At 68.0% G+C, this 26,647-nt stretch carries 19 protein-coding genes and 1 tRNA gene; 12 read left to right on the top strand and 8 right to left on the bottom strand.

Features of this window, described 5'->3' with window-relative positions; all coding sequences use genetic code 11:
- Positions 1-37 precede the first annotated feature (37 nt).
- The 6 genes from M0R89_RS00345 to M0R89_RS00320 are packed head-to-tail and all read left to right on the top strand — an operon-like array spanning position 38 to position 7,834.
- Entirely contained in the window at positions 38-1,903 is a 1,866-nt protein-coding gene (locus M0R89_RS00345; RefSeq protein WP_248650579.1) for a vWA domain-containing protein, read from the top strand.
- Positions 1,903-4,308 (top strand): VWA domain-containing protein, encoded by a 2,406-nt coding sequence (locus M0R89_RS00340; protein ID WP_248650578.1) that lies wholly within the window; start codon positions 1,903-1,905, stop codon positions 4,306-4,308. Before M0R89_RS00345 ends, M0R89_RS00340 begins: the two co-directional genes overlap by 1 nt.
- Positions 4,305-5,081 (top strand): hypothetical protein, encoded by a 777-nt coding sequence (locus M0R89_RS00335; protein ID WP_248650577.1) that lies wholly within the window; start codon positions 4,305-4,307, stop codon positions 5,079-5,081. Before M0R89_RS00340 ends, M0R89_RS00335 begins: the two co-directional genes overlap by 4 nt.
- Positions 5,078-6,040 carry a DUF7502 family protein gene (locus tag M0R89_RS00330; RefSeq protein ID WP_248650576.1) on the top strand — a complete coding sequence of 321 codons (963 nt, stop codon included), beginning with the start codon at positions 5,078-5,080 and terminating at the stop codon, positions 6,038-6,040. The genes M0R89_RS00335 and M0R89_RS00330 overlap by 4 nt, the downstream gene beginning before the upstream one ends.
- A complete protein-coding gene (locus tag M0R89_RS00325) occupies positions 6,033-6,986 on the top strand; it encodes an AAA family ATPase (protein WP_248650575.1) in 954 nt (317 codons plus the stop codon). Before M0R89_RS00330 ends, M0R89_RS00325 begins: the two co-directional genes overlap by 8 nt.
- Positions 6,983-7,834 carry a DUF58 domain-containing protein gene (locus M0R89_RS00320; protein WP_248650574.1) on the top strand — a complete coding sequence of 284 codons (852 nt, stop codon included), beginning with the start codon at positions 6,983-6,985 and terminating at the stop codon, positions 7,832-7,834. The genes M0R89_RS00325 and M0R89_RS00320 overlap by 4 nt, the downstream gene beginning before the upstream one ends.
- Before the next feature lie 64 nt (positions 7,835-7,898).
- Here the strand turns inward: M0R89_RS00320 and M0R89_RS00315 are convergent.
- Positions 7,899-7,973: transfer RNA gene (locus M0R89_RS00315), tRNA-Glu, on the bottom strand.
- A gap of 166 nt (positions 7,974-8,139) precedes the next feature.
- Positions 8,140-10,110: a 3-hydroxyacyl-CoA dehydrogenase/enoyl-CoA hydratase family protein gene (locus M0R89_RS00310; protein WP_248650573.1), complete on the bottom strand. Its 1,971-nt coding sequence runs from the start codon at positions 10,108-10,110 to the stop codon at positions 8,140-8,142.
- 115 nt (positions 10,111-10,225) lie between these two features.
- Between M0R89_RS00310 and M0R89_RS00305 the strand changes: the two genes are divergently transcribed.
- Positions 10,226-11,377, top strand: a complete 1,152-nt coding sequence (locus tag M0R89_RS00305; protein WP_248650572.1) for an acyl-CoA dehydrogenase family protein — start codon at positions 10,226-10,228, stop codon at positions 11,375-11,377.
- A gap of 146 nt (positions 11,378-11,523) precedes the next feature.
- Positions 11,524-12,870: a S8 family peptidase gene (locus M0R89_RS00300; protein ID WP_248650571.1), complete on the top strand. Its 1,347-nt coding sequence runs from the start codon at positions 11,524-11,526 to the stop codon at positions 12,868-12,870.
- A gap of 154 nt (positions 12,871-13,024) precedes the next feature.
- Here M0R89_RS00300 and M0R89_RS00295 read toward each other — a convergent pair whose 3' ends face one another.
- The 4 genes from M0R89_RS00295 to M0R89_RS00280 all read right to left on the bottom strand — a co-directional run bounded on the left by M0R89_RS00295 (position 13,025) and on the right by M0R89_RS00280 (position 18,331).
- Positions 13,025-13,453, bottom strand: a complete 429-nt coding sequence (locus M0R89_RS00295; protein WP_248650570.1) for a GtrA family protein — start codon at positions 13,451-13,453, stop codon at positions 13,025-13,027.
- Positions 13,454-13,541: 88 nt separating this feature from the next.
- Positions 13,542-14,660 (bottom strand): dipeptidase, encoded by a 1,119-nt coding sequence (locus M0R89_RS00290; RefSeq protein ID WP_248650569.1) that lies wholly within the window; start codon positions 14,658-14,660, stop codon positions 13,542-13,544.
- A gap of 169 nt (positions 14,661-14,829) precedes the next feature.
- Positions 14,830-16,200 (bottom strand): NAD(P)/FAD-dependent oxidoreductase, encoded by a 1,371-nt coding sequence (locus tag M0R89_RS00285; protein ID WP_248650568.1) that lies wholly within the window; start codon positions 16,198-16,200, stop codon positions 14,830-14,832.
- Between the two features lie 259 nt (positions 16,201-16,459).
- Complete coding sequence (locus tag M0R89_RS00280; RefSeq protein WP_248650567.1) at positions 16,460-18,331, bottom strand: S9 family peptidase; 1,872 nt, start codon at positions 18,329-18,331, stop codon at positions 16,460-16,462.
- Positions 18,332-18,435: 104 nt separating this feature from the next.
- Between M0R89_RS00280 and M0R89_RS00275 the strand changes: the two genes are divergently transcribed.
- The 4 genes from M0R89_RS00275 to M0R89_RS00260 all read left to right on the top strand — a co-directional run bounded on the left by M0R89_RS00275 (position 18,436) and on the right by M0R89_RS00260 (position 24,133).
- Entirely contained in the window at positions 18,436-19,638 is a 1,203-nt protein-coding gene (locus M0R89_RS00275) for an amidohydrolase (protein WP_248650566.1), read from the top strand.
- A gap of 191 nt (positions 19,639-19,829) precedes the next feature.
- Positions 19,830-20,402 (top strand): DUF2238 domain-containing protein, encoded by a 573-nt coding sequence (locus tag M0R89_RS00270; protein ID WP_248650565.1) that lies wholly within the window; start codon positions 19,830-19,832, stop codon positions 20,400-20,402.
- A 147-nt stretch (positions 20,403-20,549) separates the two neighbouring features.
- Positions 20,550-22,949, top strand: a complete 2,400-nt coding sequence (locus tag M0R89_RS00265; protein ID WP_248650564.1) for a methyl-accepting chemotaxis protein — start codon at positions 20,550-20,552, stop codon at positions 22,947-22,949.
- The gene (locus M0R89_RS00260; RefSeq protein WP_248650563.1) at positions 22,946-24,133 is read left to right on the top strand and encodes a BMP family lipoprotein; all 1,188 of its coding nucleotides are present in this window, start codon (positions 22,946-22,948) and stop codon (positions 24,131-24,133) included. The genes M0R89_RS00265 and M0R89_RS00260 overlap by 4 nt, the downstream gene beginning before the upstream one ends.
- A gap of 98 nt (positions 24,134-24,231) precedes the next feature.
- On the opposite strand, the gene M0R89_RS00255 is transcribed toward M0R89_RS00260, so the two are convergent.
- A complete protein-coding gene (locus M0R89_RS00255) occupies positions 24,232-24,384 on the bottom strand; it encodes a hypothetical protein (RefSeq protein ID WP_248650562.1) in 153 nt (50 codons plus the stop codon).
- A 263-nt stretch (positions 24,385-24,647) separates the two neighbouring features.
- Positions 24,648-26,633 carry a SpoVR family protein gene (locus M0R89_RS00250; protein WP_248650561.1) on the bottom strand — a complete coding sequence of 662 codons (1,986 nt, stop codon included), beginning with the start codon at positions 26,631-26,633 and terminating at the stop codon, positions 24,648-24,650.
- Positions 26,634-26,647: the final 14 nt, after the last annotated feature.

Below are 26,647 nucleotides of genomic sequence, written 5' to 3'. Positions count from 1 at the left end.
GCGACCCCCGACGCTCGCCGGAGGTGACCGAGTAGCCGTGAGTTCCGTCGAATCGATTCCGTCGGCGGTCCTCGGAGTCGGACCGCTCTCGACGGTCCCCGGACTCGAATCGCTCTCGTCGGTGTTCCTCCGACCGCTCGGTCTCGCCGCGCTGGCGGCCGCGATTCCCGTCGTCCTGCTGTACCTCCTCAAGCCAGACCCGGAGCGAATCGCGTTCCCGGCGGTCGAGTTCCTCGTCGGCGACCGGAAGACGAGTCGTCGACACCCCGCGCTCCGCCGCCTCCAGCGGAGCGCGCTCCTCGCGATTCAGTTGCTCGCCGTCCTCGCGGTCGCCGTCTCGCTGGCCGCGCCGTACGTCCCGGTCTCGGAGAGTCGAACGGTCTCCGAGACCGTCGTGGTCGTGGACGCGACCGCGAGCATGGCGACCCAGAGCGGCGGCACCGCTCGCTTCGACCGGGCGATTTCGGCGGCGAAGGACGCCGCGACCGAGGAGACCTCCGTGGTCGTCGCTGGCGCGGAGACCGCGGTCGTCACTCGGCGCGCGCCGCCCGCGACGGTCGAGACCGCGCTCGACGGTCTCTCGGTCTCGGACGCGCCGGGCGACCTCCGGGGAGCCATCGACCGGGCCGCGGCGGTGGCGGGCGACGACGCCCGCATCGTGGTGGTCAGCGACTTGGCGTCGGGCGAGTGGCGGAGCGCGGTCGCCTCGGCCCGCGCCAGAGGGTACGCGGTCACGCTCCGGCAGTTCACCCGCGGCGGGTCGGCCAACGTCGGCGTCGTGGACTACTCGTTCGCCGACGGCACCGCGTCGGTCCGCGTGAAGAACTTCGGCGACGCGAGCGCCACCCGGAAGGTCTCGCTCGGCGACGCCGCCGAGTCGGTGACGCTCGCGCCCGGCGAGGTCGCGACCGCGCAGCTCCCGGTCCCGGCGGGCGGCGGGACCCTCCGACTCTCGCCCGGCGACTCGTTCCCGACCGACGACCGACTCGCGGTCGCGGCCCCGTCCGAACCGACGATGGACGTGCTGGTCGTGACCAACGACCCGAACCGGCGACTGATAACCGCTCTGCGAGTGATTCGCGGGACGAGCGTCACCGTGAAGAACCCGCCCGCGTCGGTCTCGCGGTCCTACGACCTCGTGGTGTTCAGCGCGGTCGAACCCGGCCGACTCCTGGACGGCACCCTGCAGGTCGCCCGCGAGACGCTGGCGGCCGGCGGCGGCGTCGTGATTCAGGCCCAGTCGAACCTCTCGGGGGTCGGCTACGGCGGCCTCCTCCCGGTCGCGCCGAACGGGACCGTCTCGGACCCGGCGGTCCGCCAGCCGAACTCGACGGGTCTCACCGCGGACGTGACGTTCCCGGCACCGAAGACCGCGGTGCGGGCCGACCTCCGGGCCGGGAAGACCCACCTCCGGACGGCCAACGGCACGCCGCTGTTGACGACCGCTCCGTTCGACGCGGGCGAGGTGTTCTACTACGGCTACCCGTCCGAGGGGTCGTCGTTCGCGCACAACTACCGGTATCCGGTGTTCTGGAAGCGCGTCGTCCACGACCTGACCGGCCGTCGGTCGCTGTCGGCGATGAACCCCGAGACCGGCACCGCGCGGTCGCTCGGGCGGAACGCGACCGTCGAGACGCCCGCCGGAACGCGCGAGACGAACGTGCTCACGTTCCGACGGGCCGGATTCTACGAGGTCGGGGGCGACCGCTACGGCGCGTCGCTGGCCAGCGCGAGCGAGTCGAACGTCTCCGCGCCGAGCGTCGGCGGCGAGGGCGCGAGCGACCGGAGCGCGGACACCGAGACGACGACGGTGCCGCGGCGACTCACGCCGTTCGTCGCGGGCATCGCGGTCCTGTTCGTCCTGTCGGAACTGGCGTTCCTGCGCTACCGAGGTGACATCTGATGAGTCTGTTCGCGCTCGGAGTCTCGACCGGTCTGCCCGGAACCGACGCCACCGTCTCGCTCGCCCGACCGCTCGTCCTCGTCGGCGTGCCGGTCGCCGCGGTCGTTCTCTGGTTGCTGGTCCTGCGAGGGAGCGAGGGCGAGACGGAGGACGGCCGCGGCGACACGTCGCCCGACCGCGCCCCGAGTCGGCGCGCCCGATTCGCGCTGTACGCGACGCGACTCCTCGTCGTGACCTGCCTCGTCGTCGCGGCCGCGGGACCTACGACGGTCACGACGGCGACCACGCCGGGCGACCCGACCGTCACGATGCTGGTCGACGACTCGGCCAGCATGGGCGTCTACTCGCCGGTCGCCGACGACCTCGAATCCCGAATCGAGGACGAGGGCGTCGCGGTCGAACGGGTCACGGTCGCCGACGGAAACCGGTCGCGGGTCGGCGAGGGCGTCGTGGCCAACCTCCGGCCGAACGCGAGTCTGCTGGTGGTCTCGGACGGCCGGGTCACGGGCGGCACGTCGCTGGCGGAGGCCACGGACCTCGCGCGGTCGGTGAACGCGACAGTCAATCGGGTCCGCTTGACGACCGAGCGCTCGGACGCTCGCGTGGTCGTCACCGGCCCGCAGAAGGCCAGCGTCGGCGTCCAGAACCAGTTCGGCGTCCGGGTCGCGGGCGTCGAGGGCGCGCCGACGGGCAGAGCGGTGACGGTTTCGGTCGACGGGTCGGAAGTCGCCTCCAGACAGGTCCCGAAAGACGGGACGTTCACCGTCGAACACAACTTCTCCTCGACCGGTCCCCACCGCATCACGGCCCGACTCGGCGGCGGCGACGCCTACGCCGTCGACGACACCTACCGCAAGACCGTGCAGGTCGTTGAGCGATCTCGCGTCCTCTACGTGAGTCGGGGCGACCACGCCTTCGAGGACTACCTCCGGAAACTGTACGACGTGACCCGCGCGAAGTCGGTTCCCGACGACCTGAGCGACTACTACGCGGTCGTCGTCCACGACGTGGCCGCGCCCGACGTCGGGAACGTGAGCGCACTGCAGGACCACGTCATCGACGGCGGTGGTCTCGTCACGGTCGGCGGCGACCACGCCTACGGGAAGGGCGGCTACGGCGATTCGCGGCTCTCGTCGCTCCTCCCGGTCGAGGTCGGCGGGTCGTCCGGACGGAAGTCCCGCGTCGTGCTGGCCGTGGACGTGTCGGGGAGCGCCTCCGAAGGGATGCGAATCCAGAAGGCGCTCGCGCTGAACGTCCTCTCGCAACTGGGCGACCGCAACGAGGTCGGCATCGTCGCGTTCTCGGGGAGTCCCTACCGGGTCGCCGACCTCTCGTCGCTCGAATCCGACCGCAAGACGCTCAAGCGCAAGATTCGGAGCCTTCGGAGCGGCGGTACGACCGACATCGGGTCGGGGCTGCTCGGCGCGTCGAAACTCCTCGGCGACGAGGGCGGCACGGTCATCCTCCTGAGCGACGGCCGCGACGGCGCGAAACCCGCGTTCGCGGCGGCGAACCGACTCGCCGACCGGAACGTCCGGGTCGTCAGCGTCGGCGTCGGCAGCGTGAACGAGCGCGTCCTCCGGGGCATCGCCGAGCGGACCGACGGGACGTTCCTGCTGGCCAACGAGACCAGCAGGCTCCGGGTCCGGTTCGGCGGCGCGAACCGGCGCTACAGCGGCGACCACGCGGTCGTGGTCGACGACAGCCACTTCGTCACCCGCGGGGTCGAACCGACCGCGACTCTGCCCGGCGTCAACGACGTGAGCGTCAAGCCCGGTGCCGACCTGCTAGTGGCGACCGGCGACGGCGCGCCCGCGCTCACCTCGTGGCGGTTCGGTCTCGGCCGGGTCGCGGCGGTCACGGCCTACGGCGCGGACGGGGGTCTCGGCGAACTCCGGTCGAAGCCCGACTCGCTGCTGCTCTCGCGGACCGTCAACTGGGCCATCGGCGACCCCCAGCGGAAGGCGACCGGCGTCGTCGCCGCGCCCGACACCCGCGTCGGCGAGTCCACGACCGTCGTCTACGCCGGCGAGAACCCGCCGGAGAGCGCCAACCTGTCGTTCTCGGCGGTCGCGCCCGGCCGGTACGAGGCCGAGGCGACGCCGACCGACCCCGGCTATCGGACGGTCCCGGGGAGCGCGTACGCGGTCAACTATCCGTCGGAGTACGCCGCGCTCGGGGTCTCGCCCGCCCTGAAGCGTTCGGTCGAACGGACCGGCGGCCGGGCGTTCGGGGCGAACCAAGCCGCAAAAATCGCGGAGGCGATTCGGCGACAGGCGACCCGCGAGCGAGAGGTCCGGCGGTCGTGGGACTGGGCCGCCCTGCTCGCGGGCCTCGTCGTGCTGGTCGGGGAAGTCTGCGCCCGGCGACTCCGGCGACATCGCGGTAACGGAGTGATACCATGAGCTACATCGGCGACACCATCAACGTCGTGCTGGCGCTGCTCGTCGGTCTCTCTGCGTTCGGACTGGCCGGGACGACCGTCTACTATCAGGAGTCGGTCGACGACCTCCGGAGCCAGAACGAGCAGTTGACCGAGCGAAACGACGAACTGGCGGCGCAGGTCGAGCGCAAGCAGGCGCGTATCGACGAGTTGAACCGGTCGCTCCGGAAGGTCAACCGGACGCTTCAGACCCGACTCTCGGACATCCAAGACGTGTCCAAGCAGTTGCGCGCGACCGAAAAGCGCCTCAACGACACCCTGCGGGAACTCAACTCGACGGAACACAGCCTCGACCGCGCCCGGAGTAAGGTGAGGAAACTCAAGCAGAAGGTCTCCGACCTGAAAGACCAGCGCGACAGGCTGAAGCGGCAGTTCGAGGCCGCCCAAAACCGGACCGACCGACTCAACGAGACGGTCGAGCGCCTCCAATCGACGGCCGACGCCCGCAACGAGACGCTCGAACGGGTCAACGAGACCGTCAGGCGCCAGCAGCGTCTGCTCGACGAGAAGAACGAGACGATTCGAGAGCTTCGGAACGAAATCGACCGCCTGCAACAGCGCATCGAGGAACTGGAGTCCCAGTCGAACGACTACCGGCGGCCCGGCCGACTCCAGCGTAGTCGGCCGGTCGAGACGGTGGCGACCCCGTCGGCGTCACCGTCGCGTCGGCACGCGGCGCACCGCTCGCGCGGTCGGTTCGGGGACTCTCGTGTCGCCCCGGAGGTGACCCGATGAGCGACGACCCTCGGTCCGACGACGCCCCCGACGAGACCGCTGGCGAAGGGGCCGACACCGCTGGCGAACCGAACGACGCCGCGAGCGACCGGGACACTGCGAACGAGCGCGACGACGTCGAGGCGGCGCTCGCCGAGATTCGCCGGGAGTGCCGAAAGGTCGCGCTCGTCTACGCCAGTCTCGACGCGGTCTGCGTCCTGCTCGCGGTCCGGTTCGCCGCGACCGTCGTCGGGGTTCCCGCCCTCGGAACCGAGGTGGCCACCGCCGCTTTCGACTCGCTCGGAGTGCCAGCGCCCAGCGTGGCCACACTGGCCGCCGTCGCCGTCGGCGGGGTCGCGTTCGCCGCGGAGTTCCGACTCCGGACGCGTCGTCCCCCGGCCGAGCAGTTCGAGGTGGCCAACCCCGAGGTCGCCGAGGCGCTCCGGACCGCCCGCGACGCCGCTCGCGACGACCGGTCGAACCCGATGGCTCGGGCGCTGTACGCCGACGTGCTTGACCGACTCCGCGAGACCTCCAGCGCGAACCTCCTGCACGCGACTCGACTCGCGGCCACTTTCGTCCTCGCGGTCGCGGTGAGTCTGGCGACCGTCCAGACCGCCGTCGTCGGGTTCGACCTCGGCGTGGCGGGTCCGTCGGGGTCGGCCGACTCCGGGGCCGGCGGTTCCGGCGGCGACGGCGCGCTCCCCACCCAGTCGGCGGCCCTCCAGAGCGGCGAGGAAGTCCTCGGCGACCCGACCGACGTGTCCGCCGGGTCCGAGAACCTCTCGGCCGCGGTGGACGCGAGTCCCGGCGGCGAGGGCGAACGCGAGTGGAACTACGACGCCGGGTCGGGCGACGACGGCGAGGCAGACGCCGTGGACCCCCAGCGCGCGGGGTTCACCTCGCCCGAACGCGTCGAGGACGCGGCGCTCGTTCAGCGATACGCACACGAACTCGAAGCCAACTCCACAGATGACTGACCGAAACAACGCGATAGACGACGTGACGAACCGCATTCAGGCGATACGCTCCGAGGTCCGACGCCGAATCGTCGGCCAAGAGCAGGTCGTAGACCGGGTGCTGGCCTGCCTGCTCTGCGACGGCAACGCGCTGTTGGAGAGCACGCCCGGCCTCGGGAAGACGCTGCTCGTCCGAACGCTGGCCGAGGTCACGGGCCTGTCGTTCTCGCGCATCCAGAACACGCCCGACCTGATGCCCTCGGACGTCATCGGCACCGAGATGGTCCGCGAGACCGAGACCGGCAGGACGTTCACCTTCGAGAAGGGGCCGGTGTTCGCCAACCTCGTCCTCTCCGACGAGATAAACCGCGCGACCCCGAAGACCCAGTCGGCCCTGCTCGAAGCGATGGAGGAGGGACAGGTCACGGCGGGCAACGAGACCTACGACCTGCCGGAACCGTTCTTCGTGCTGGCGACCCAGAACCCCATCGACCAAGAGGGGACCTACCCGCTTCCGGAGGCCCAGTCCGACCGCTTCCTGATGAAGATTCTCGTTGACTACCCCGACGTCAAGGCCGAGCGCGAAATCGTGGACCGGTACACCGGCGACGTGGACGCCTCGGTCTCGGTCGAGTCGCAGGTCTCGACCCGCGAACTCCGCCAGATGCAACAGTTGACCCATCAGGTCCCTATCGCCGACGACCTCCGGAATCTCGCGGTGGACCTCGTGCGCGACACCCGAACTGCCGAGGACCTCGAATACGGCGCGAGTCCGCGCGCCAGCATGTCGCTAGTCCGGGCCGCGAAGGCCCGCGCGCTGGTGGAGGGTCGCACCCACGTCGGCCGCGAGGACATCACCGCGATGGCCGTGCCGGTCCTGCGCCACCGCGTCGTCGTGGACTTCCGGGCCGAGCGCGAGGGGATGACCCCCGACGACGCGATTCGGGCGCTGGTCGAAGACCGATGATAACCGCCGACTTCCTCGACGAACTCGACCGGTTCGACGCCGCCAACGACCGCGACGCCCGCTCCCAGCATCAGGGCGACCGGACCACACAAGCGGTCGGCGAGGGCCTGACCTTCGCCGACTACCGGCGGTACGCGCCGGGCGACGAACCCCGGTTCATCGACTGGAACCTCTACGCCCGGACCGACGAACTCTACGTCAAGCAGTTCGAGGCCGAGCGCAACTTCACGGTCCACGTGCTGGTGGACGCCAGCGCGTCGATGGACTTCGGCGACCCCCACAAGTTCGAGACCGCCGCGAAACTGGGTCTGGGGTTCGCCTACCTGACCGCCCGCGAACACAACGAGTTCCGGTTCGCGGTCTTCGACGAGACCGCCCGCCGACTCGACCGCGGGCGGTCGAACCGCGGGGAGGTCCTCGGACTGGTCGAGGAGTGCAACGCGGTCGACCCCGACGGCGAGGCCGCCTTCGAGGCCGCACTGACCGACTACGCCGCGACCATCGACTCGAAGGCGCTCGTCCTCGTCTGCAGCGACTTCCTCGCGGACGTAGACGCCATCGACGCCGGTCTGGAGGCGCTGGCCTCGAACCAACTGCTCCTCGGACACGTCGCCGCGCCGGAGGAACGGAATCTCCCGACCGGCGGCGACACCGTCTTCGAGGCGCTGGAGTCCGACCGGTCGCTCCGGGCGTACGTCAGCAACCGGTTGGAGCGGTCCTACCGCGACCGGTTCGAGGACCACGTCGACGACGTCGAAGGCGTGGCCCGGGACCTCACGGCGCGCTACGAGTTCGTAGATACAGGTCGGCCGTTCTTCGACTCGTTCGGAGACCTCTGGTTCGAGTGAGTTCTGGGCACGAACTCCGAAGGAGAGACTCGTCGCTGTTCGACGGTAGTTTCCTGCAAAAGTATGCTCCGTCTGGGATTTGAACCCAGGTCATCGGCTCGAAAGGCCGAAATGATTGGCCGGACTACACCAACGGAGCGTGCGTCCACACTCACTTCGAGTGCATTTCTTCGTTCCGGCCGGATTAGTTTAAACGTTCCGTTATCGCCCGAAGGCGGCCGTGTCGGGCGTTCACACCCGGTCGCGGTTCACTTTCCTTGGAAGTCCGGGTCTCTCGTCAGCGGAAGGCTCTGACGACGTTCGCCTCACTTCCCTTCGAACTCCGGTTCGCCGTCGCCCATGAACGCCGTGATGCCCTCCATCAGGTCGTCGGTGCTCATTAGGTGACCGAACGCCTGCGATTCGACTTCGAGTCCGGCGTCGGTGTCGTCGCGGCCCGCGAGCATCGCGCGCTTGGTGTACTTCTGGGCGATGGGCGGTCCGGCGGCGAGGTCGGCCGCGAGTTCGAAGGCCCGGTCCTCGAACTCCGAGACCTCGACGACCTCGTTGACGAAGCCGAACTCCGCCATCGTCTCGGGGTCGAAGCGGTCGGCGGTGAAGATTATCTCCTTGGCGCGGCCCTCGCCGACGATGTGCTTGAGCCGTTGGGTGCCGCCCCATCCGGGGAGGAGACCGAGGTCGTGTTCCGGCTGACCCATCTCGGAGCGCTCGCTGGCGATGCGCATGTCCGCGCAGGTCGCCATCTCCATCCCGCCGCCGAGGCAGTAGCCGTCGATGCCCGCGACGACCGGCATCGAGCAGGCTTCGAGTTTGCCGAAGGTGTCTTGGCCCTTCTTGGAGAGTTCGACCGCCTGAATCGGGTCGCCGCCGCCCGCGGCCATGCTCTGGACGTCCGCGCCCGCCGAGAAGGCCTTGTCGCCCTCGCCGACGATGAGGAGCGCGCGCACGTCGTCGTCCTCCTCCAGCGCGTCGACGGCGTCGCCGAGTTCGTCGAGCAGTTCCTCGCTGACCGTGTTCATGCGGTGGGGCCGGTCGAGGACGACCTTGCCGACCATCTCGCCGGGCTTCTCGACGCGGATGGTGTCGTAGTCGTACGCGTCGTCCTCGCCCTCGCCGCCGTAGAACCCGCCCTCCTCGGCGGCCTCGCGGAGGTAGTCGCTCGGTTCGTACCGGGCCTCGCCGGTCTCGTCGTGGAGGTCGTCGAGGGTTTCGAGCAGAGTGGCGAGTCCGGCGTCGTCGGCCATCTTCGCCGGGCCTTCGGGGAAGCCCGCGCCGAGCATCACGGCGTCGTCGATGGCGTCGGGGTCGGCCACGTCGTTGCCGACCAACTTGGCGACTTCGTTGGCCATCACGGCCTGCAGGCGGTGGACGGCCGCCTCGCTCCCGGCGTCGGTCGGGATGTCGGCACCGCCGTCCTCGTAGTCGTAGAAGCCCTCGCCGGTCTTCTTGCCGAGTTTCTCCGCGTCGACTTTCTCCACGAGCAGCGGACACGGCTCGTAGGCCTCGCCGAGCACCTCGTTCATGTATTCGAGGACGTGGTAGCCCACGTCGATTCCCACTTGGTCGGCGAGTTCGAAGCTCCCCATCGGGAGGCCCATGTCGAACTTGGTCGAGCTATCGACCTCGGCGACGGTGTAGTCGCCGGACTCGACCATCCACGCCGCCTCGTTCATCAGGGGAACGAGGACGCGGTTCACGATGAAGCCGGGACTGTCCTTCCGGACGCGGACCGGCGTCTTGCCCATCGACTCGGCGAGGTCCTCGGTCAGGTCCAGTACCTCGTCGTCGGTGTGTTCGCCCGAGATGACCTCCACGAGTTGCATCCGGACCGGCGGGTTGAAGAAGTGCATCCCGCAGAACCGCTCGGGTCGCTCGGTGACCTCCGAGAGTTCCGTGACCGAGAGGCTGGACGTGTTGGTGGCGAACACCGCGTCGTCGGCCGCGTACTCCTCCAGTTCGCCGTACACGTCCTTCTTTATCTCCATCTTCTCGGGGACCGCCTCGACGACGAAGTCGGCGTCCGAGACGGCCTCTTCGAAGTCCACGAGCGGCGTCACGCGGTCGAGCGCCGCGTCGGCCTCGTCGTCGGAAATCTGGTCTTTCTCGGCCAGTTTGTCGAGGCTCCACTCTATCTGGTCGTAGCCGTTCTGGACGAACTCGTCTTTGATGTCGCGCAGGTTGACTTCGTACCCGGCGAGGGCCGCGACTTCGGCGATGCCGTGGCCCATGTTGCCCGCTCCGAGAACCGCGATGGTGTTGATATCTTCGACTTCCATGTTCGGGAAGTCGGTTGCCGGGCGTTTCAACGTTTCCCTCTCACAAGTTAGAAACTCTGGGCGAGTTTATCGTCGGTTACGAAGTAATTTAGGGGAGGGTATGCAATCTGGACGCATGGACTTCGCACTCTCCGAGGAACAGAAGCAGATTCGCGACGAAGTGCGCCGGTTCGCCGAGAACGAAATCGCACCCGTAGCCAAGGAGTACGACGTGGCCGAGGAGTACCCCCACGAGGTCATGGACAAGGCCGCCGAGATGGGGATGCTCGGCTCCATCATCCCGATGGAGTACGGCGGCGCTGGCTACAACAACCTCGAATCGGCCATCATCACCGAGGAACTGTTCTCGGTGGACCCCGGCATCGGTCTCTGCATCACGTCGGCGTCGTTCGGCGCTCACGCCATCATGGAGTTCGGGACCGACGACCAGAAGGAGCGGTTCCTGTCGCCGGTCGCGGCGGGCGACGCCATCATGGGCGCGGCCATCTCGGAACCCGACACCGGTTCCGACGTGTCGTCGGTCTCCACCAGCGCCGAGAAGGACGGCGACGAGTGGGTCATCAACGGCAACAAGATGTGGATCACCAACGGGTCGGTCGGCGACTACTACGTCGTCCTCTGTCAGACCGACCCCGACGCCGACGGCCGATACAACGGCTTCAGCCAAATCGTCGTGGAGTCCGACCGCGACGGCTTCGAGTCCGAGAAGATCACGGGCAAACTCGGCATCCGCTCGTCGGACACCGCGGAACTGATTCTCGACGACGTGCGCGTGCCCGAGGAGAACCTCGTCGGGACCCGCGGGATGGGCTTCCTCCAGCAGATGCAGTTCTTCGACGAGACCCGGACCGCGGTCGCCGCGCAGGGCGTCGGCATCGCGAAGGGCGCGGCCGAGGCGGCGCTCGAGTACGCCGAGGAGCGCGAGCAGTTCGACCGTCCCATCTCGGAGTTTCAGGCGATTCAGCACAAACTCTCGGAGATGCACACCGAGACCGAGGCGGCGCGCAACCTGACCTACAAGGCCGCGTGGAACGTCGACCAGGGCGAGGACGTGACGAAACTCGCCAGCATGGCCAAGGAGTTCGCCTCCCGAGTCGCGGTGGACGTGGCCAACGAGGCGGTCCAGATTCACGGCGGCGCGGGCTACGTCAACGACTTCCCGGTCGAGCGGTTCTACCGCGACGCGAAGATCACCCAGATTTACGAGGGCACCACCGAGATTCAGAAGAACATCATCGCCCGCGAACTGCTCGGGAAGGGCTTCTGACGCCCCGTCTCCCCTCGGTCGCTGTCCCGCGATAACGACCGCTTCGACGGCCCGGCATCGATATTTCGTTTCTCTTCTTCAAACCGTTAATTACGAGCCTGAGGAAAGAGGATAGATTCAAGTAGAACGAACGTTCATTCTCCTCCGTGGTAGATAAAACCAATCGACGTTCGATTCTGAAGGGTGCAGGCGCGGCGCTAGGCGGTCTCGCGCTACCGACGGCGACTGTCTCGGCGAAGGCCGCAAAGAAGCGCTACATCGTGGACTTGCGGTCGGCGTCCGAGGGCGTCCTCGACGGACTGAACGTCGTCCACGACCTGAGCCAAATCGACCTCGCCGTGGTCGAGGCCGAGAAGGCCCAAGCCGAAGGCGCGGCGTTCTCGAAGGACGTCGAGATGGAGTTCGACTTCGCGGCGGCCGAAGACAACGGCAACGGCGACGAACCCGGCCCGCACCGGCTTTCGCAACTCCAGTGGGACAAGCAGTCGCAGGGCGTCTCCGGCGTCCACGGCCGGACCCGCGGCGAGGGGACCCGCGTGGCGGTCCTCGACTCGGGGGCGATTCCGAACCACCCGGACCTGGAGGGCCCGCTCAACACCGACCTCTCGCGCAACTTCACGGGAGACGGCGGCGACTTCACCCCGTGGTACAACGACCACGGCACTCACGTCGCGGGCATCATCGCGGGCGACGACAGCAACGACGAGGGCGTCGTGGGCACCGCGCCCGGCACCGAACTGGTCGCGCTTCGGGTGTTCACCGGACCGTTCGCGTTCTTCGGCGACATCATCGCGGCGATGACGTATGCGGGGGACATCGAGGCCGACGTGGCCAACATGAGCCTCGGCGCGTACCCGCTTCCGGATACGAAGGAGAACCGACTGCTGAAGGACTCCATCGAGCGTGCGACCGAGTACGCGGCGTCGCAGGGCACGCTGATGGTGGCGGCCGCGGGCAACAGCGGCGCGAACCTCGACGCCGACGGCGACGTTCTCAACCTGCCGAGCGCGGCCGACAACGTGATGAGCGTCAGCGCGACCGGTCCCGTCGGCTACCGCTGGGACGACAAGGGCAACGGCAAATTCGTCCGGAACTACCGCGCGGCGTTCAACAAACTCGACGAAGCGCCGACCGACCCCGCGCCCTACACGAACTACGGGAGCGAAGCCATCGACCTGAGCGCGCAGGGCGGCAACTACGACACCGAAGCCAAGGGCGGCGACGGCAACTGGCAGTACGACATGGTGCTGAGTACGGTCTTCGAGTGGGGCGACGACGGGAGCATGGTCCCGTCGTACGGGTGGAAGGCCGGGACGAGCATGGCGTCACCGCAGGTCTCCGCGGCGGCCGCGCTGGTCAAGAGCGCCAACCCCGACGCGACCCCCGCGGAGGTCCGCGAACACCTCGAAGCGACCGCGCGCGACGTCGGGTCGCCGAAGTACCACGGCGAGGGTCACCTCGACGTCGAGGCGGCGCTCAGCGAGTCCATCTGACCCGGCCGTAACTCGATTCCCGTTCCGCCTCGGCGCGCGCTGGCGTCGTCGTGACCGCGGCGAACGACTGCTCGGAAGTCGCGGTTGGTCTTCCGGCGTCTGCGCGAGCAGAGCGAGTGTAGGCTCGGAAGTCGCGGTCGGTCTTCCGGCGTCCTCACGCGATTTGCCACGTCCAACGCGAGTCGAGGTAGTACCGATAGAGGCCGCTGATGAAGATAGCGAGTCCGTTCGCGAGCAGGTAGACCAGACCGGCCCAGTTGACGAACGCCCAGAGGAGCGCGAGTTGAATCGGAATCGCGCTCCCGCGGACGACGTTGGTCCGGAGCAGACCGACCAGATAGTCGTATCTCGCGGTGTAGCGCGCGTGCTGGAACGTCCACGCGTTGTTCGCGACGAACTGGAGGACGATGGTCAACTCGATGGCGAGGGTGGCGGCGACCAGATAGTTGAGTCCGCCCAACTCCACGAGGAGCCACAGCACCGCGGTCTGCACGAGCGCCGCGCTCGCCCCGACGACGACGAACCGATACAGTCGGACGACGGTCGGGTTGTTCGTCACGCTGCGGTATCCGGAGTCGCCCACGATGTACACGAGAGGGTATCGAGCGTGTAGTACGTTTTGACTCGCGCCGGCCAACGGATGTTCTCGGGGTTCGGGACGCCTGAGCCGCTCACTCCCACGTCTCTCGAATCACGCGGAGCCAGTTGTCCCGCGCGATGGCGCGCACCGCCTCGTCGCCGAAGCCTCGACGCTCCACCGCCGCGATTACGTCCGGAAGACCGGTGGCGTCGCCGACCGAGTCGAGGACCGTCGCGCCGTCGAAGTCCGACCCGAGCGCGACGTGTTCGACGCCGACCCTGTCGGCGACGTACTCGACGTGGTCCACGAGCGTCGAGACGGGGGTCGGGTCGTCGGGGTCGTTCCGACCGTCGGGCCGGAGGTGGCCGGTGGCGAAGGTGATTCCGACGAGGCCGCCCGAGTCGGCCACCGCGTCGAGTTGCGCGTCGGTCAGGTTTCGGCTGGCCGGACAGAGTTCGTTGACCCCGGCGTGGCTCACGACGAGCGGGTCGGTCGAGACTTCGGCCGCGTCTCGGAACCCGGTCGCCGTCGCGTGCGCGAGGTCCACGAGGATGCCCCGCTCGTTACACCCGCGGACGAGGTCCCGCCCCGCCGGGGTGAGTCCGGGGCCGGTGTCGGGCGTGCCGGGGTACTCCGGCCGGACGCCGTGGCCGAACTCGTTGGGGCGACTCCAGACCGGGCCGACCGAGCGCACCCCTGCGGCGTGGAGGAAGTCGAGGTTCGACAGGTCCGGCGCGACGGCCTCGGCCCCTTCGAGGTGCGGAATCGCCGCGACGGGGCCGGCGTCGTCGGCGTCGAGACACGCTTCGAGGTCGTCGTACTCCCCGACGACGCGAACCGCGCCGTCAGTGCGCTGCACTGACGAGTCTCCGCTCGCTTCGCTCGCGGAGGCGCCGTCCGACTCGGCCGCGATGCGGTGGAGGCGTGCCAGCGCGTCGTAGGTGAACGACTTGGCTCGCTCGTGGCCGACGGCGGGCGGCAGGTCCATCTCGTGGCCCTCGTCGGTCTCGACGCGCTCGTACTCGTAGTCCTCGTTCGGAACGAAGACGGCGAACAGTCCGGCCCCGAGGTTCGCCTCGCGCGCCCGCGGGAGGTCGAGGTGGCCCGCCTCGCTCCGCTCGAAGAACGAGCGTCCGGAACCGGTCTCGTCGGAGAGGTCCAGCAGGGCGTCGTTGTGCCCGTCGAAGAGTCGCAACTCGGAGTCGGTCATCGGTCGAACGAACGAGCGTCGCGAGGACGTGTCAAACTATCGGAGGCGGACCGATTCGAGCTCCGGGCCGACGCGGGGTTCCGGACCGATGTGGGGTTCCGGACTGACGTGGACGCTCCGGGCCGCCGAAAGTGCGTGAAATAGCGGTGAGACCGGTCGAACTGCCGGGTCAGACCGTGTACTCCGACTCCTCGAACTGGACGTACTTGCCGTTCCGGAACTTCCGCTTTGCCGTCTTGTACTTCGTGACGAGTTTCGCACCCGTGAGTCCCGACGAGAGCTTGTACTTCAGGAGTCCGCCCTCGCCCTCGTCGGCCAGAATGTCGCTCGCGGCCGAGAACGTCTTGTCCCAGTCGTCGGGACCGTAGTCGGCCACGATGTCCGCGAAGGTGACGTTCCGGGTTATCTCCTCGCCGATGGCGTCCTTCCAGCGGTCGTTGTAGCCGCCGAGTCGGCCCTTGCCCGCGAGTTCCCCCGCGATTTGGCCGGTCCGGGCCGCGACGTGGTAGCCGCCCTCGTGGAACGCCGAGGTCGTGCCCATCGCGCCGCCCGCGACGGCGATGTTGGCCGCGGTCGGCGAGTCGATGGGTCGGGTCGAGGAGATGGGGTACGTCTCGGTGCCCTCGCTCTTGCCCCGGTCCTCCACCAGCGGGAAGTCCTCTACGTCGTACTCGTCGCCGAACTGGCGGTCGAGCAGGCGCTCGACGTACTCGGCGGGCCGCGGGATGGCGTCGTCGTCCTCGCGGAGCAGGTCGTAGTCCGCTGGGTTCTCGACGTCTTCGAGGTTCATCCCGATGGGCATCGTCAGGCCGACGCGCGCGACCGTGCCGTCGTTCGGGAAAATCCACGGATAGGCGGTCTCGCCCGGCATCACGCCCCACCAGAACTTGAGCGAACTCGGGTCGAACAGTTCCTCGGGGAACTCCCGGTACTCCTGATACGCGATGTGGTTGGCCTCGTTCGGAGCCAACACCTCCGAAATCGGTCGGTCCGCGGGCGAGAACCGGTCGAGCGCCCGCATCGTGACCTGTCGCTGGGGACCGTCGGCCAGCACCAGATAGTCGGCCACGATTTCCTCGCCGTCCGAGAGTTGGAGGGTGTGTGTCGGCGACCCCGTCAGGTCGGTCGTCACGTCGGTCACGCCGACGCCGACGCGGTACTCCGCGCCCGCCCGCTCGGCCCGGTCGCGGAACCAGTCGTCCATGCGGGTGCGGTCGAAGGTGAACCCGAACCCGTCGTACGACGACTCGATGCCCGTGCTCTCCATGACGGCGGTCTCGTTGGGTCCGAAGAATTCCGTCCGCTCTAGCTCTCGGAGGACGACGTGGTCGGGAATCTCCTCGAACGGCACGTCCAAGATGTCCACCCAGTAGTCGAGCATTCCGGCGGCGTCGGTCGAGTCCGGTCCCAACTCCTCGCGGTCGGCGCGCGGAACGCCTTTCTCGACGAGGAGCGCGTCGGCCCCCTGCTCGGCGGCCGCACGTGCGGCGGAGGTCCCTGCCGGACCGCCGCCGACGATGGCAACGTCCACTCGCTTCATACGGTTAGGGTTTCCCGCCGGATATTAAATGCTTGACCTTCCGATTTCGTGACGGTACGGCGGTGGATTTTCGCCGAGTGTCGTCAGATGGACAACCGTTCCCGCGCGCCGAAGTCCCGAATCAGGCCGAAGCGAGCGCGTGTATCGGTGTTCGATTTCCGTCCGACAGGCTGACGTGTCCGAGGCTGAGTCAGTTTAGCGAGCGGACAGATTTCCGGCGCGTTCGCCGTCGTCGCGTTCGTGGTCGTGGGAGCGTCGCTCACTCGTCGTCGGGGCGGTGGGGTCGACTGCTCCCGTCGTCGGGGTTCACTTCGAGGTACTTGGCGAACAGGTCGGCGACCCGCGAGTAGGCGTCCAGCACGTTCTCGCGCCGGAGGAAGCCGTGAGGTTCGTCCTCGTAGGTCTGGAGTTCGTGGGTCTTGCCGTGCTTCTCCAACTCGGCGACCAGTTGCTCGGACTGGCTGAGCGGGACCCGAACGTCCTGCTCGCCGTGGAGGACGAGCAACGGCGCGTCGATGTCGGGGACGCTCCGGATGGGACTCGCCTCGCGGTAGTTGTCGATGTCGGTCGCGGGGAAGCCGAGTTCGCGCTTCATGAGTCGCCAGCCAACGTCGTCGGTGTCGTCCATGAACGTCTCGTAGTCGTAGACGCCGTAGAAGGCGGCCCCGGCGTCGAAGCGGTCGGTCCGGCCCAAGGCGTTGACGGTCATCAGGCCGCCGCCCGAACCGCCGTAGATGCCCGCGCGGTCGGGGTCCACCGCGGGGTAGGCGTCTGCCAGCGCGTCCGCGGCGTTCACCACGTCGTCCAAGTCGCCCTCGCCCCACGCGAAGTCGTTGCGGTTCCGGAACTCGCGGCCGAACCCGCTGGAACCCCGGTAGTTCGGCTCTATCACGGCGAACCCCTGCGCGGCGAAGTACTGGGCGCGGTAGTTGAACTCGTAGCCGTCGAACGCGGTGGGGCCGCCGTGGGGGTGGACGAGCAGGGGAATCGAGTCGGGGTCCGCGTCGTCGTGGCCCTCCGGCAGGTAGACCATCGCGTGGATTTCGACGCCCCCGGTCGAATCGTAGGTGATGCTCTCGGGTTCGACGAATCTCTCTTCGAGACCCGCCGGAGGTCGGCCCGCCACACGCTCGCCGGTCGAGAGGTTCCGGACCTCCGGCGGCGTGGTCGGGTCCGCGGCCACGGCGAGTACGTCGCCGTCGTGCCACTCGGGGAAGTAGCGGTCGCCCGGGTCGTCGGTCAGCGTCTCGGTCTCGCCGGAGTCGGCCGCAACCGTCCGGACGTGGACCTCGCCCCGCCGAGTGGCCGTGAATGCGAGGTGGTCACCGTCGGCGTCCCACGACGGCGCGCCGAAGTCGGTGCCGCTCTCGGCGAGTAGTTGCTCGGGGTCGTCGCGGTCCGGTCCGGTGACGTAGAGCGCGTCGTAACCGCTGGCGTCGTGGACGAACGCGATTTCCTCGCCGTCGGCGTTCGCGTCGGCGCGTGGGCGGGGTCGGGGCGCGTAGGCGTTCACCGAGTCGTCGGCGAACACCGGTTCGACCTCCCCGTCCCGGTCCACGCGGACGACCTGACTCGCGCGGTCCGCGAGGTCCTCGTGGCGCGTCCGGACGGCGTAGAGCGCGTCGCCGGCCCACCGGGGGTCGGCGTAGAGGAACTCGTCGTCGCGCAGGACCTCGACGCGGCGGCCGTCGGCGGAGGCGACCGCCAGCGCGCCCGGTGACCGGTAGTCGGTCACGAACGCTATCTCCTCGCCGTCGGGCGAGAATCGGGGATTGGAGTCGGCGGCGTCGTGGGCCGTGACGCGGGTCTTCTCGCCGGTCTCGGTGTCGACGGTCCATACCGAGAGGCCGTCGTCGTCCTCGCCGGCGTAGACGATTCGGTCACCCGCGGGGTGCCAGTCGAACCACCGCGGGTCGAGGTGAGTGTAGCGCTGAGCGAGGACGCCCCTGCTGGTGAGTTTGCGGGTCTCGTCGCCGTCCTTCAGGTAGAGGTCGGTGCGATGCTCGCGGCTGACGGCGTAGGCGAGTCGGTCCCCCTCGGGTTCCGGCACGACCTGCTCGGCCATCTCGGCGGTGGCGGCGTCGGCCAGCAGGTCGTCGGCCCGGGTGTCGCGCAGGTCGCGTCGATACATGGCCGTGGTATCGCGTGACGTGCGTTTATGTCTCCGGGTAGCGGAGAGCGACGGGGGTCTTTCGAACCGAAATACTCATACTCTGCCTTTCGAACCTTCGTGGTATGCGAGCAATCGTCAATGGGACGGTCCACACGGTGTCCGAGCGCGGAACCGTAGAGGGCGGCACGGTACTGGTCGAAGACGGCGAAATCGCGGCGGTCGGGGCGGCCGACGAGGTGGCGGTTCCGGACGACGCCGAGGTGTTCGACGCCGAGGGTCGCCACGTCACGCCGGGACTCGTCGACGCCCACAGTCACGCCGGGATGGCCGAGTGGGGCGAACCCGAGGACGGCGACTTCAACGAGGTGTCGGACCCCGTGACGCCCCACGTCAACGCGCTCGACGGCTTCCACCCGCGAGACGACGAGTTGAAGCACGCGTTTCAGGGCGGCGTGACGACCGTCTCGGCGCGCATGGGGAGCGCGAACGTCGTCGGGGGCGTCATCTGTTCGATGAAGACCTACGGCGACGTGGCCGACCGGATGCTGATTCGGGAGGACGGCATGAAGGCGGCGTTCGGAGAGAACCCCAAGCGGTTCCACGGCGACCAGAAGGACCGCCAGCCGTCCACGCGGCCCGGCGTCGCGGCCACGCTCCGCCAAGCCCTGATGGACGCCGAAGACTACGTCGAGCGCCGGGCGCAGGCCCGCGAGGAGGGCGACCCCTTCGAGCGCGACCTCGGGATGGAGAACCTCGCCCGCGTCGTTGAGGGCGACTTGCCCCTGAGGGTCCACGCCCACCGCGCCGACGACATCGCCACGGTGTTCCGCATCGCCGACGAGTTCGGCATCGAGAAGTTGTCCATCGAACACGCCACCGAGGGCCACGTCCTCGCCGAGGAGTTCGTCGAGCGCGACGTGCCCGCCGTCGTCGGCCCGACCATCTCGTCGGCGAGCAAGTACGAACTCCGGAACATCACCTTCGAGACGCCGGGCATCCTCCACGAGGCGGGCGTGAAGGTCGCCATCCAGACCGACGCGCCGGTCCTCCCGCAGGAGCACCTCGACGTGTGCGTCGGTCTCGCGGTCCGGGAGGGCCTGCCGGAAGAGGCGGCGCTCCGGACGGTCACGCGCAACCCGGCCGAGATTCTGGGCGTCAAGGACCGCGTGGGAACGCTGGAGGAGGGCACCGACGCCGACCTCGTGGTCTGGGACGGCCCGATGTTCGAGTTGGACTCGGACGCCGAGCAGGTGTTCGTGGAGGGCGAACGCGTCTACGACAGCGAACGCGACGACGTGGACCCGCGCGAGGAGTACGCGTGGTGAAGTAAGGACGGAACTCCGTTCTTTAATGATTATGTAGAATCGGAAAAGAAATCTACACCATTCTCCGTCGGACGCGGGCGCTACCGCTTCTCCCACTCGGTCGTGGTCTCTCCGTTCACCGTCCTCGAACGGACCTACTCACCCGGAGACGAACAGTATTTCCTCGCTCCATCACATATCGACTACCGAGCATGAGTCGAAGCAGGCGGACCGAGGTCGGGCGGGCGGTCGAACGCGGTCTCCGGTACGGTATCGTCGCGGTGTTCGGCGAGGGGTTCCGCCGCCGGAGTCCCGGCGCCGTCGTGAACGCCGCGTTCTCGTTCGCGGCCACCTTCCTCCCCGACGCGGTCGAACGCGTCTGGGGCGTGGAGTTCCGGCCGTGGCAGCGGGTCTATGCCGGCGTCGCGATGCTCGCCCACGCTGTCGGGATGCTCGGTCCGTACGACGACACGTGGTGGTGGGACCACGTGACCCACACCCTCTCGACCACGCTGCTCGCCGGGTTCGTCCACGTCGCCGCCGACCGCCGGGGCCGCGACCCGCGACCCCGGGTCCTCGCCGTCTCGGTCTTCGCCGGACTGCTCTGGGAACTGCTCGAGTACGTCATTCACGCGGTCAGCCGTCGCCTCGGCATCGAACCCCTGCTCGTCCAGTACAGCGCCCGCGACACCGCGCTCGATTTGGCGTTCGACCTGCTCGGGGCGCTCCTCGTGCTGGCGTTCGGCGACCGCTTGCTCCGGAACTTCGCGCCCGGCGGGGAGTAGACCGCCGACCGGCGCGCACCGACGCGCTCACGCCCGAACGGCGTCGTATTCGAATTTTTAACGTTCCTTAGTTAGCGGCCCGACAGTCGAATATCAATTTTGATTCTGGTCGAAGTTATTAAGAGTACGTCGCGGTCTCCAACGAATATGTCTAAACGACCACCCGACTCGACGGGGGAGTCGTCGAAGGGGCTGTTCTCCCGGTTCGACGACCGTCTCCCGACCGGAGCGATACCGAACGTCCTCCGACGGACGTTCGCGGCCAAGTTCTTCGGCGTCGTCCTCGTCGTGATGCTCGTCACGAGTAGCGTGGGCGCGTACAACTACGCCTCCACGCAGGACGCGCTGGAGTCGGACGTGAAGAACCGCGTCACGTCCACGGCCGAACTGCAAGCCAGCAGTCTCGGCGAGTGGGTCCGGAGCAAGCGGACGCTGACCCGCACGCTCTCGCAGGCCCAAGCGTTCCGCACCTACAACCGGCGCGGCGTGAGCTACTACCTCGAAGCGCAGGAACCGTCGCTCCCCGACGACGTTCAGGCGGTTCACTTCGTCAACAGCACGTCGTGGAACGTCGTCGTCAGTTCGAACGAAGACGCCACGGGCACCGACCTCCGGAAGAGCGGCGTGCCGTGGGCGACCGACGACCGCGCGGCGGACCTCGAACGACCGCGCGACGTGTTCGTCTCGAGTCGACCCTACGACGCGCCCGGGAGCGACACCCGTGTGGTCGCGTTCGTGAGTCCCGTCCCGGACAAGCCGAACCGCGCGGTCGTCCTGACGGCGAACATCTCCGCGCAAGTCAACGGCCTCCACCAACCGGTCAAGGACGGCGAGACGGTGGTGTACAACGCCGACGGTGACGAGGTGTTCGACACCGGCGACGCCCAGTTGGACGGCAAACTCGCCGGCGACGCCATCGTCGGGTCGAGCGCGAACGACGGCCTCGTGACCACCGGCGACTTCGTCGCCAACCACAAGTCGGTCACCGGCGCGAACTGGGTCGTCGTCTCGTACGCGCCGAAGGCGAGCGCGTTCGCGATGCGCGACCGAGTCGGGACCAGTCTCCTGACGACGATTCTGGCGGCGCTCCTCGCGCTCGGCCTGGTCTCGGTCGTCTTCGAGCGCCGGACGACCGCGACGCTCAAGGAACTCACCTCGAAGGCCGAGGAGATAGAGCGCGGCGACCTCGACACCGAACTCCGGAGCGGTCGCATCGACGAACTCGGCCAACTCTACGAGGCGTTCGCGAGCATGCGCGACTCGCTCGCCGAGAAGATTCGGGCGGCCGAGTCCGCACGCGAGGAGGCCCAAGAGGCCCAGCAGGTCGCCGAGCGGGAGCGCCGCGAGGCCCAAGAGGCCAAGGAGCGGGCCGAGACGCTCAACGCCCATCTCGAACGGAAGGCCGACAGTTACAGCGACGTGATGCAGGAGGCCGCCGACGGCGACCTCTCGCGGCGGATGGACGCCGACGCCGAGAGCGACGCGATGGCGCGAATCGCCTCGGCGTACAACCGCATGATGGACGAGTTGACCGACGCGATGCTGGAGGTCAGGTCGTTCAGCCGCGAAGTCGCGGGCGAGAGCGAGCAGGCGACCGACAGCCTCGCCGAAGTCGAGCGCGCGAGCGAGGAGGTCAGCGAGTCGGTCCAGGAGATATCGGACGGCGCGGTCGAGCAGAACCGTAGCCTCCAGCGGGCCAGCGAGGAGATGAGCGACCTCTCGGCGACCGTCGAGGAGGTCGCTTCCTCGACCGAGACCGTCGCCCAGCGCGTCGAGCAGGCCGCCGAAGAGGGCGAGGAGGGCCAGCACGCCGCCGAAGACGCCATCGAGGAACTCGCCAGCATCGAGGAACGGACCGAGCGGACCGCCGAGTCGGTCGAGCGCCTCCGCGAGGAGGTCGGCGACATCGAGGAGGTCGTCGGCTTCGTGACCGACATCGCCGAGCAGACCCACGTCCTCGCGCTCAACGCCTCCATCGAGGCGGCCCGCGCCGGGGAGGCCGGGCAGGGCTTCGCGGTGGTCGCCGAGGAGGTCAAGAACCTCGCCGAGCAGACCCAGTCGGCCACCGACGAAATCGGCGACTCCATCGAGCGGGTCCGCGACCAGACCGAGACGACCGTCGAGGAGATGCACGAGACCCGGACCAGCGTCTCGGACGGCACCGAGACCGTCGAGACGGCGCTCGAAGCGCTCGAACGACTCGTTGAGGACGTCTCCGAGACCAACGAGAGCATCCACGAGATAAGCCGGGCGACCGAGAGTCAGGCCGACTCGGTCCAACAGGTCGTCACGACCGTCGAGGACGTCTCCAGCGTGAGCGAGGAGACGACCGCGCAGGCCGAGACGGTCTCGGCGGCCGCCGAGGAGCAGACCGCCTCGCTGACCGAGGTTTCGAGCGGCGTCGAGGACCTCGCGGACCGCGCCGAGCGACTCAGCGACCTGCTCGAACAGTTCGACTTCGAGGACGACGGACGGAGCGGCCGCGGTAGTGACGCGGGAAGCGGTCCGAGAGCCGACGTGGCCGACCGGAAGGTGCATCCGAAATGAGCGAGGGCGACGCGACGCGGAGTAGCGCGGCGGTCTCGCGGCGGCGACTCCTCGGCGGGATGGCGAGCGCGCTCGGTACTGCCGGTCTCGCTGGCTGTTCCGGCGAGAACCCGGACGAGCGGGCGACTGCCTCCGACGCGGCGACCGGCGCGACGACCGAGACGACGACGCGGTGGACGACGACCGAACGCGCCGAGAACAGGGACGCCCGCGTCGGGATGGTGTACGCGCTCGGAGGTCTCGGCGACAACTCGTTCAACGACATGGCCCACGCGGGGGCGAAGAAGGCCCGCGAGCGGTTCGGCATCAGCTTCGAGAACGCCGAACCCACCTCGGCGGAGCAGATTCCGAAACTCCAGCGGGAGTTCGCGTCGGCGACGGACCCGCCGAAGGACCTCGTCTGCGGTATCGGCTTCGCGCAGGCCGCCGGCGTCGTCTCGAACGCGACGGAGTACCCCGACCAGAAGTTCCTCCTCGTGGACGGCGTCGCCACCGACGAGAGCGGAGCGCTCCTCCCGAACGTGGCCAACTACACGTTCGCGGAGCATCAGGGGTCGTTCCAAGTCGGTCTCCTCGCCGGACTCGTCACCCAACGGGAGTTCGGCGCCGGGGCCGGTCAGACTACCGGCGACCGAACGGTCGGGTTCGTCGGCGGCGTGGACGTGCCGCTCATCCACAAGTTCGAGGCGGGATACCGGGCGGGCGTGGCCCGCGCCGGCGACGACGTCGAGGTCACGTCGGCGTACGCGGGGTCGTTCGCCGACCCCGACGCCGGCGAGCGACTCGCCAGCGAGATGTACGCCGACGGCGCGGACGTCGTCTACCACGCCGCGGGCGGGAGCGGTATCGGGGTGTTCCGGGCGGCCCAGAAGGCCGGGCGATTCGCCATCGGCGTGGACAACGACCAGTCGCGCAGCGTCCCCGAGTACAGCGACGTCATCCTCGCCAGCATGGTCAAGCACGTCGACAAGGCGGTGTTCCGGTCGATAGCCAGCCTCGTGGACCGGAAGTTCCGGTTCCGGGTCGGCACGGTCAACACGCTCGGCCTGCTGGAGGGCGGCGTCCGGGCGGTGTACGGGACCGACCTCGGGTCGGCGATTCCCGACGACGTGACCGCGAAACTCGACGCCTCCCGGCGAGCCATCATCAAGAACGAAATCGAAGTGCCGACGACGCTCTCCTGACGCTCTCGTCGGGGCGAGCGCCGACTTTTCTCCGTTTAGACGGTGCGGTTTAGATGAGCGATACCGAAGCGGTGAGGGCGGAACGCGCGTAGCGAACGTTACTCGGCGTTCATCTCGCGGTCGTTCTTTCGTTCCAGTTTCAGCAGTTGGAGGGCCTGTCGCACGTGAAAGTCCTTCTCGCCTTCTTCCTCCGCGTCTAATGCGGTCCGTAGTTCCTCTATCGCCATCTCCTGCTCCTCGCTGTCGGCCATACGGAAATGCCTCTTTCGGGAGTATTAGCTTTAACGAATATCCGAGTGACACGTTCGTCGCGGTGGGAATCGTGCGACGCGGACGCGTCGCCTCACTGCGGTCGATTGCACCCCTCGAAACGTGGGACGTTCGACCGCACCGTCTCGTTCGGACTGAACGCCTCCCGACGCGCCGGCGTCGTCGCGCCGACGTACCGAGGCGTTCAGTTCACGTCGGTGCGCATTCCGAACTACCGAGAAGGAGAGCCCCGGAGCGGACGCCGTCAGGCCAGCCAATCCTCCGGCTTGGTGTCGTAGTCCACTTCGGTCGCCGCGATGTCTTCGACCTCGTTCCAGTTGAGGTCCTCCACCGTGAACTGGTCGCCGTCGTACCGGAGCAACTTCCCGACCTCCTCGGGTTCGGGTTCCCTGTCGCGCCGCCGCGCGATTTCGGCGTCGCGGTCGTCGACCTCCTTCACGATGGTCTTGAGGTTCACCGGGCGACCCCAGAGGTCGAACACGCGCTCCAGCGTGCGCTTGGCCTGATCGATGTCGAGCATCACGCCGTTGTAGTGGTGGCCCAACAGCAACTCGTTGCGGTTGTTGTAGTTGCCGTCGTACACCGCGATGGTGGGCTTGCCGAAGTTGGTGAACTGGAGCATCAGCTTCTTCTTCACGTCCTCGTAGTCGGTGCTGGCGACCCGGTAGTCGCCGGTGGTCTGGCTGAACTCGTAGGTGAAGTACTGGTTGTCGGTGACGAACTCCTGCGTCAGGAAGCTGTCGAGGAACGTCACGTCGTTGTTGCTCTCGCGGACCTCGCGCATCTTGTCCCACCCGGTCGCGTAGTCCACGTCCGCGAGGGCCTCCTCGACCGATTCGTAGCGCGCGTCGTCCACGATGTACCGGGCGAACTGCTCCAAGTCCTGCTGTGAGACCGACCGGAGGAACCCCCGGTTCTGGCGCTTGCACAGCGAGAAGTGGCGCTCGGCGAGACCCCGGTAGGTCAGCACCTTCCACGGATACCGCTGGAGGTCTATCTCGCCGTCCTTGGCGGCCGCCAGCGCCTCCTCGTCGACCTTCTCGGGCGCGAGGGCGTCCAACTCGTCCAGCCTCTCGGGGTCGATGCTGTCGATTCGGGGGTCGGGCGCGAGCAGGTTCTGCACCTCCTCGAAGTCCACGGTGTCGTGGAAGTTGCGCCACGTGATTCCCTCGGTCCGGAGGAGCTTTCGGCAGACCTCCCGGCGGTTCTCGGTGTTCTCGATGTACTCCCAGAGTTCCTTGCCGAGTTGGTAGGGGTTCAGCCCCGGCGAGTTGAGGACGCGGGCCTGATGGTCGGCGTAACTCAGGAACTCGTCGTCGCCCGCGAACGCCTCCTCGCCCATCATCATCGACTCCCAGTAGGCGGCCCACCCCTCGTTCATCACCTTCGTGAGCTTCTGGGCCGCGAAGTAGTACGACTCGGCCCGGAGCATCTCCAGAATCTCCTTCTGCCACTCGGTCATCTCCTCGGCCTTCTGGGAGTCCTCGTCGTAGGCCTTGCCGTGGTCCCGGAGGAACGCCAGTACGTCCATCTCGGGTTCGTCCAGTTCGGCCGCGTCGGCCTGCTCGTCCATCCACTCCTCGTCGAACACCTGCCGTTTCACCTCGTCGCTGAGGTCCATCTCGTCGAGTCGCTCGGCCAACTCGTCGTCGGGGATGTCGTCGTCCTCGTCGCGTTCGCGCTCGAACTGGCGCTTGAACGGTTCGTGCTGGTCGATGTTGTCTTCCAGACAGAGGACGCTGTCTATCCAGCGCTCGACCGCCTCGCGCTCGATTTCGGGGTCGGACATGTACTCCTCGATACGCCGGGCGTGGCGCTCTAACATCGCCGCGGCGTCCAACTCGTCGGCGAACATGCGGTACCACCGGTTCTTGGCGAAGAAGTCCGAGTGAGCCTCGACGTGGGTGATGACCGCCTTCTGGTCGGCGATGGCGTTCGACTCCTGCAGGAAGGCGTGGGAGGGGTCGTCGTTGATGACTATCTCGAAGGCCTTCCCGCCGGTGTACTGGCCCTGCTTCTGCTGGCGGTCGTACTGCATGCCCCACCGCCAGTGGGGGTACCGCTGCTGGAAGCCGTTGTACGCGATGAGTTCGTTCATCTCGTCGTAATCGACCACCCAGTAGTTCACGTCGTAGGGGTCGAGTCCGAGTTTGTGGGCCAGATTCCGGGCCTCCTCGGCCGGTTCCTGCAGCGGTTCTGCGGCTTTCTTGGTTCGGGGTCGCTCTCTCATGGGTCTGCCTCCGG

The sequence above is a fragment of the Halorussus limi genome (assembly GCF_023238205.1).
GTDB classification, from domain to species: Archaea; Halobacteriota; Halobacteria; order Halobacteriales; family Haladaptataceae; genus Halorussus; species Halorussus limi.
This window is presented reverse-complemented; position numbering and strand designations above follow the sequence as displayed.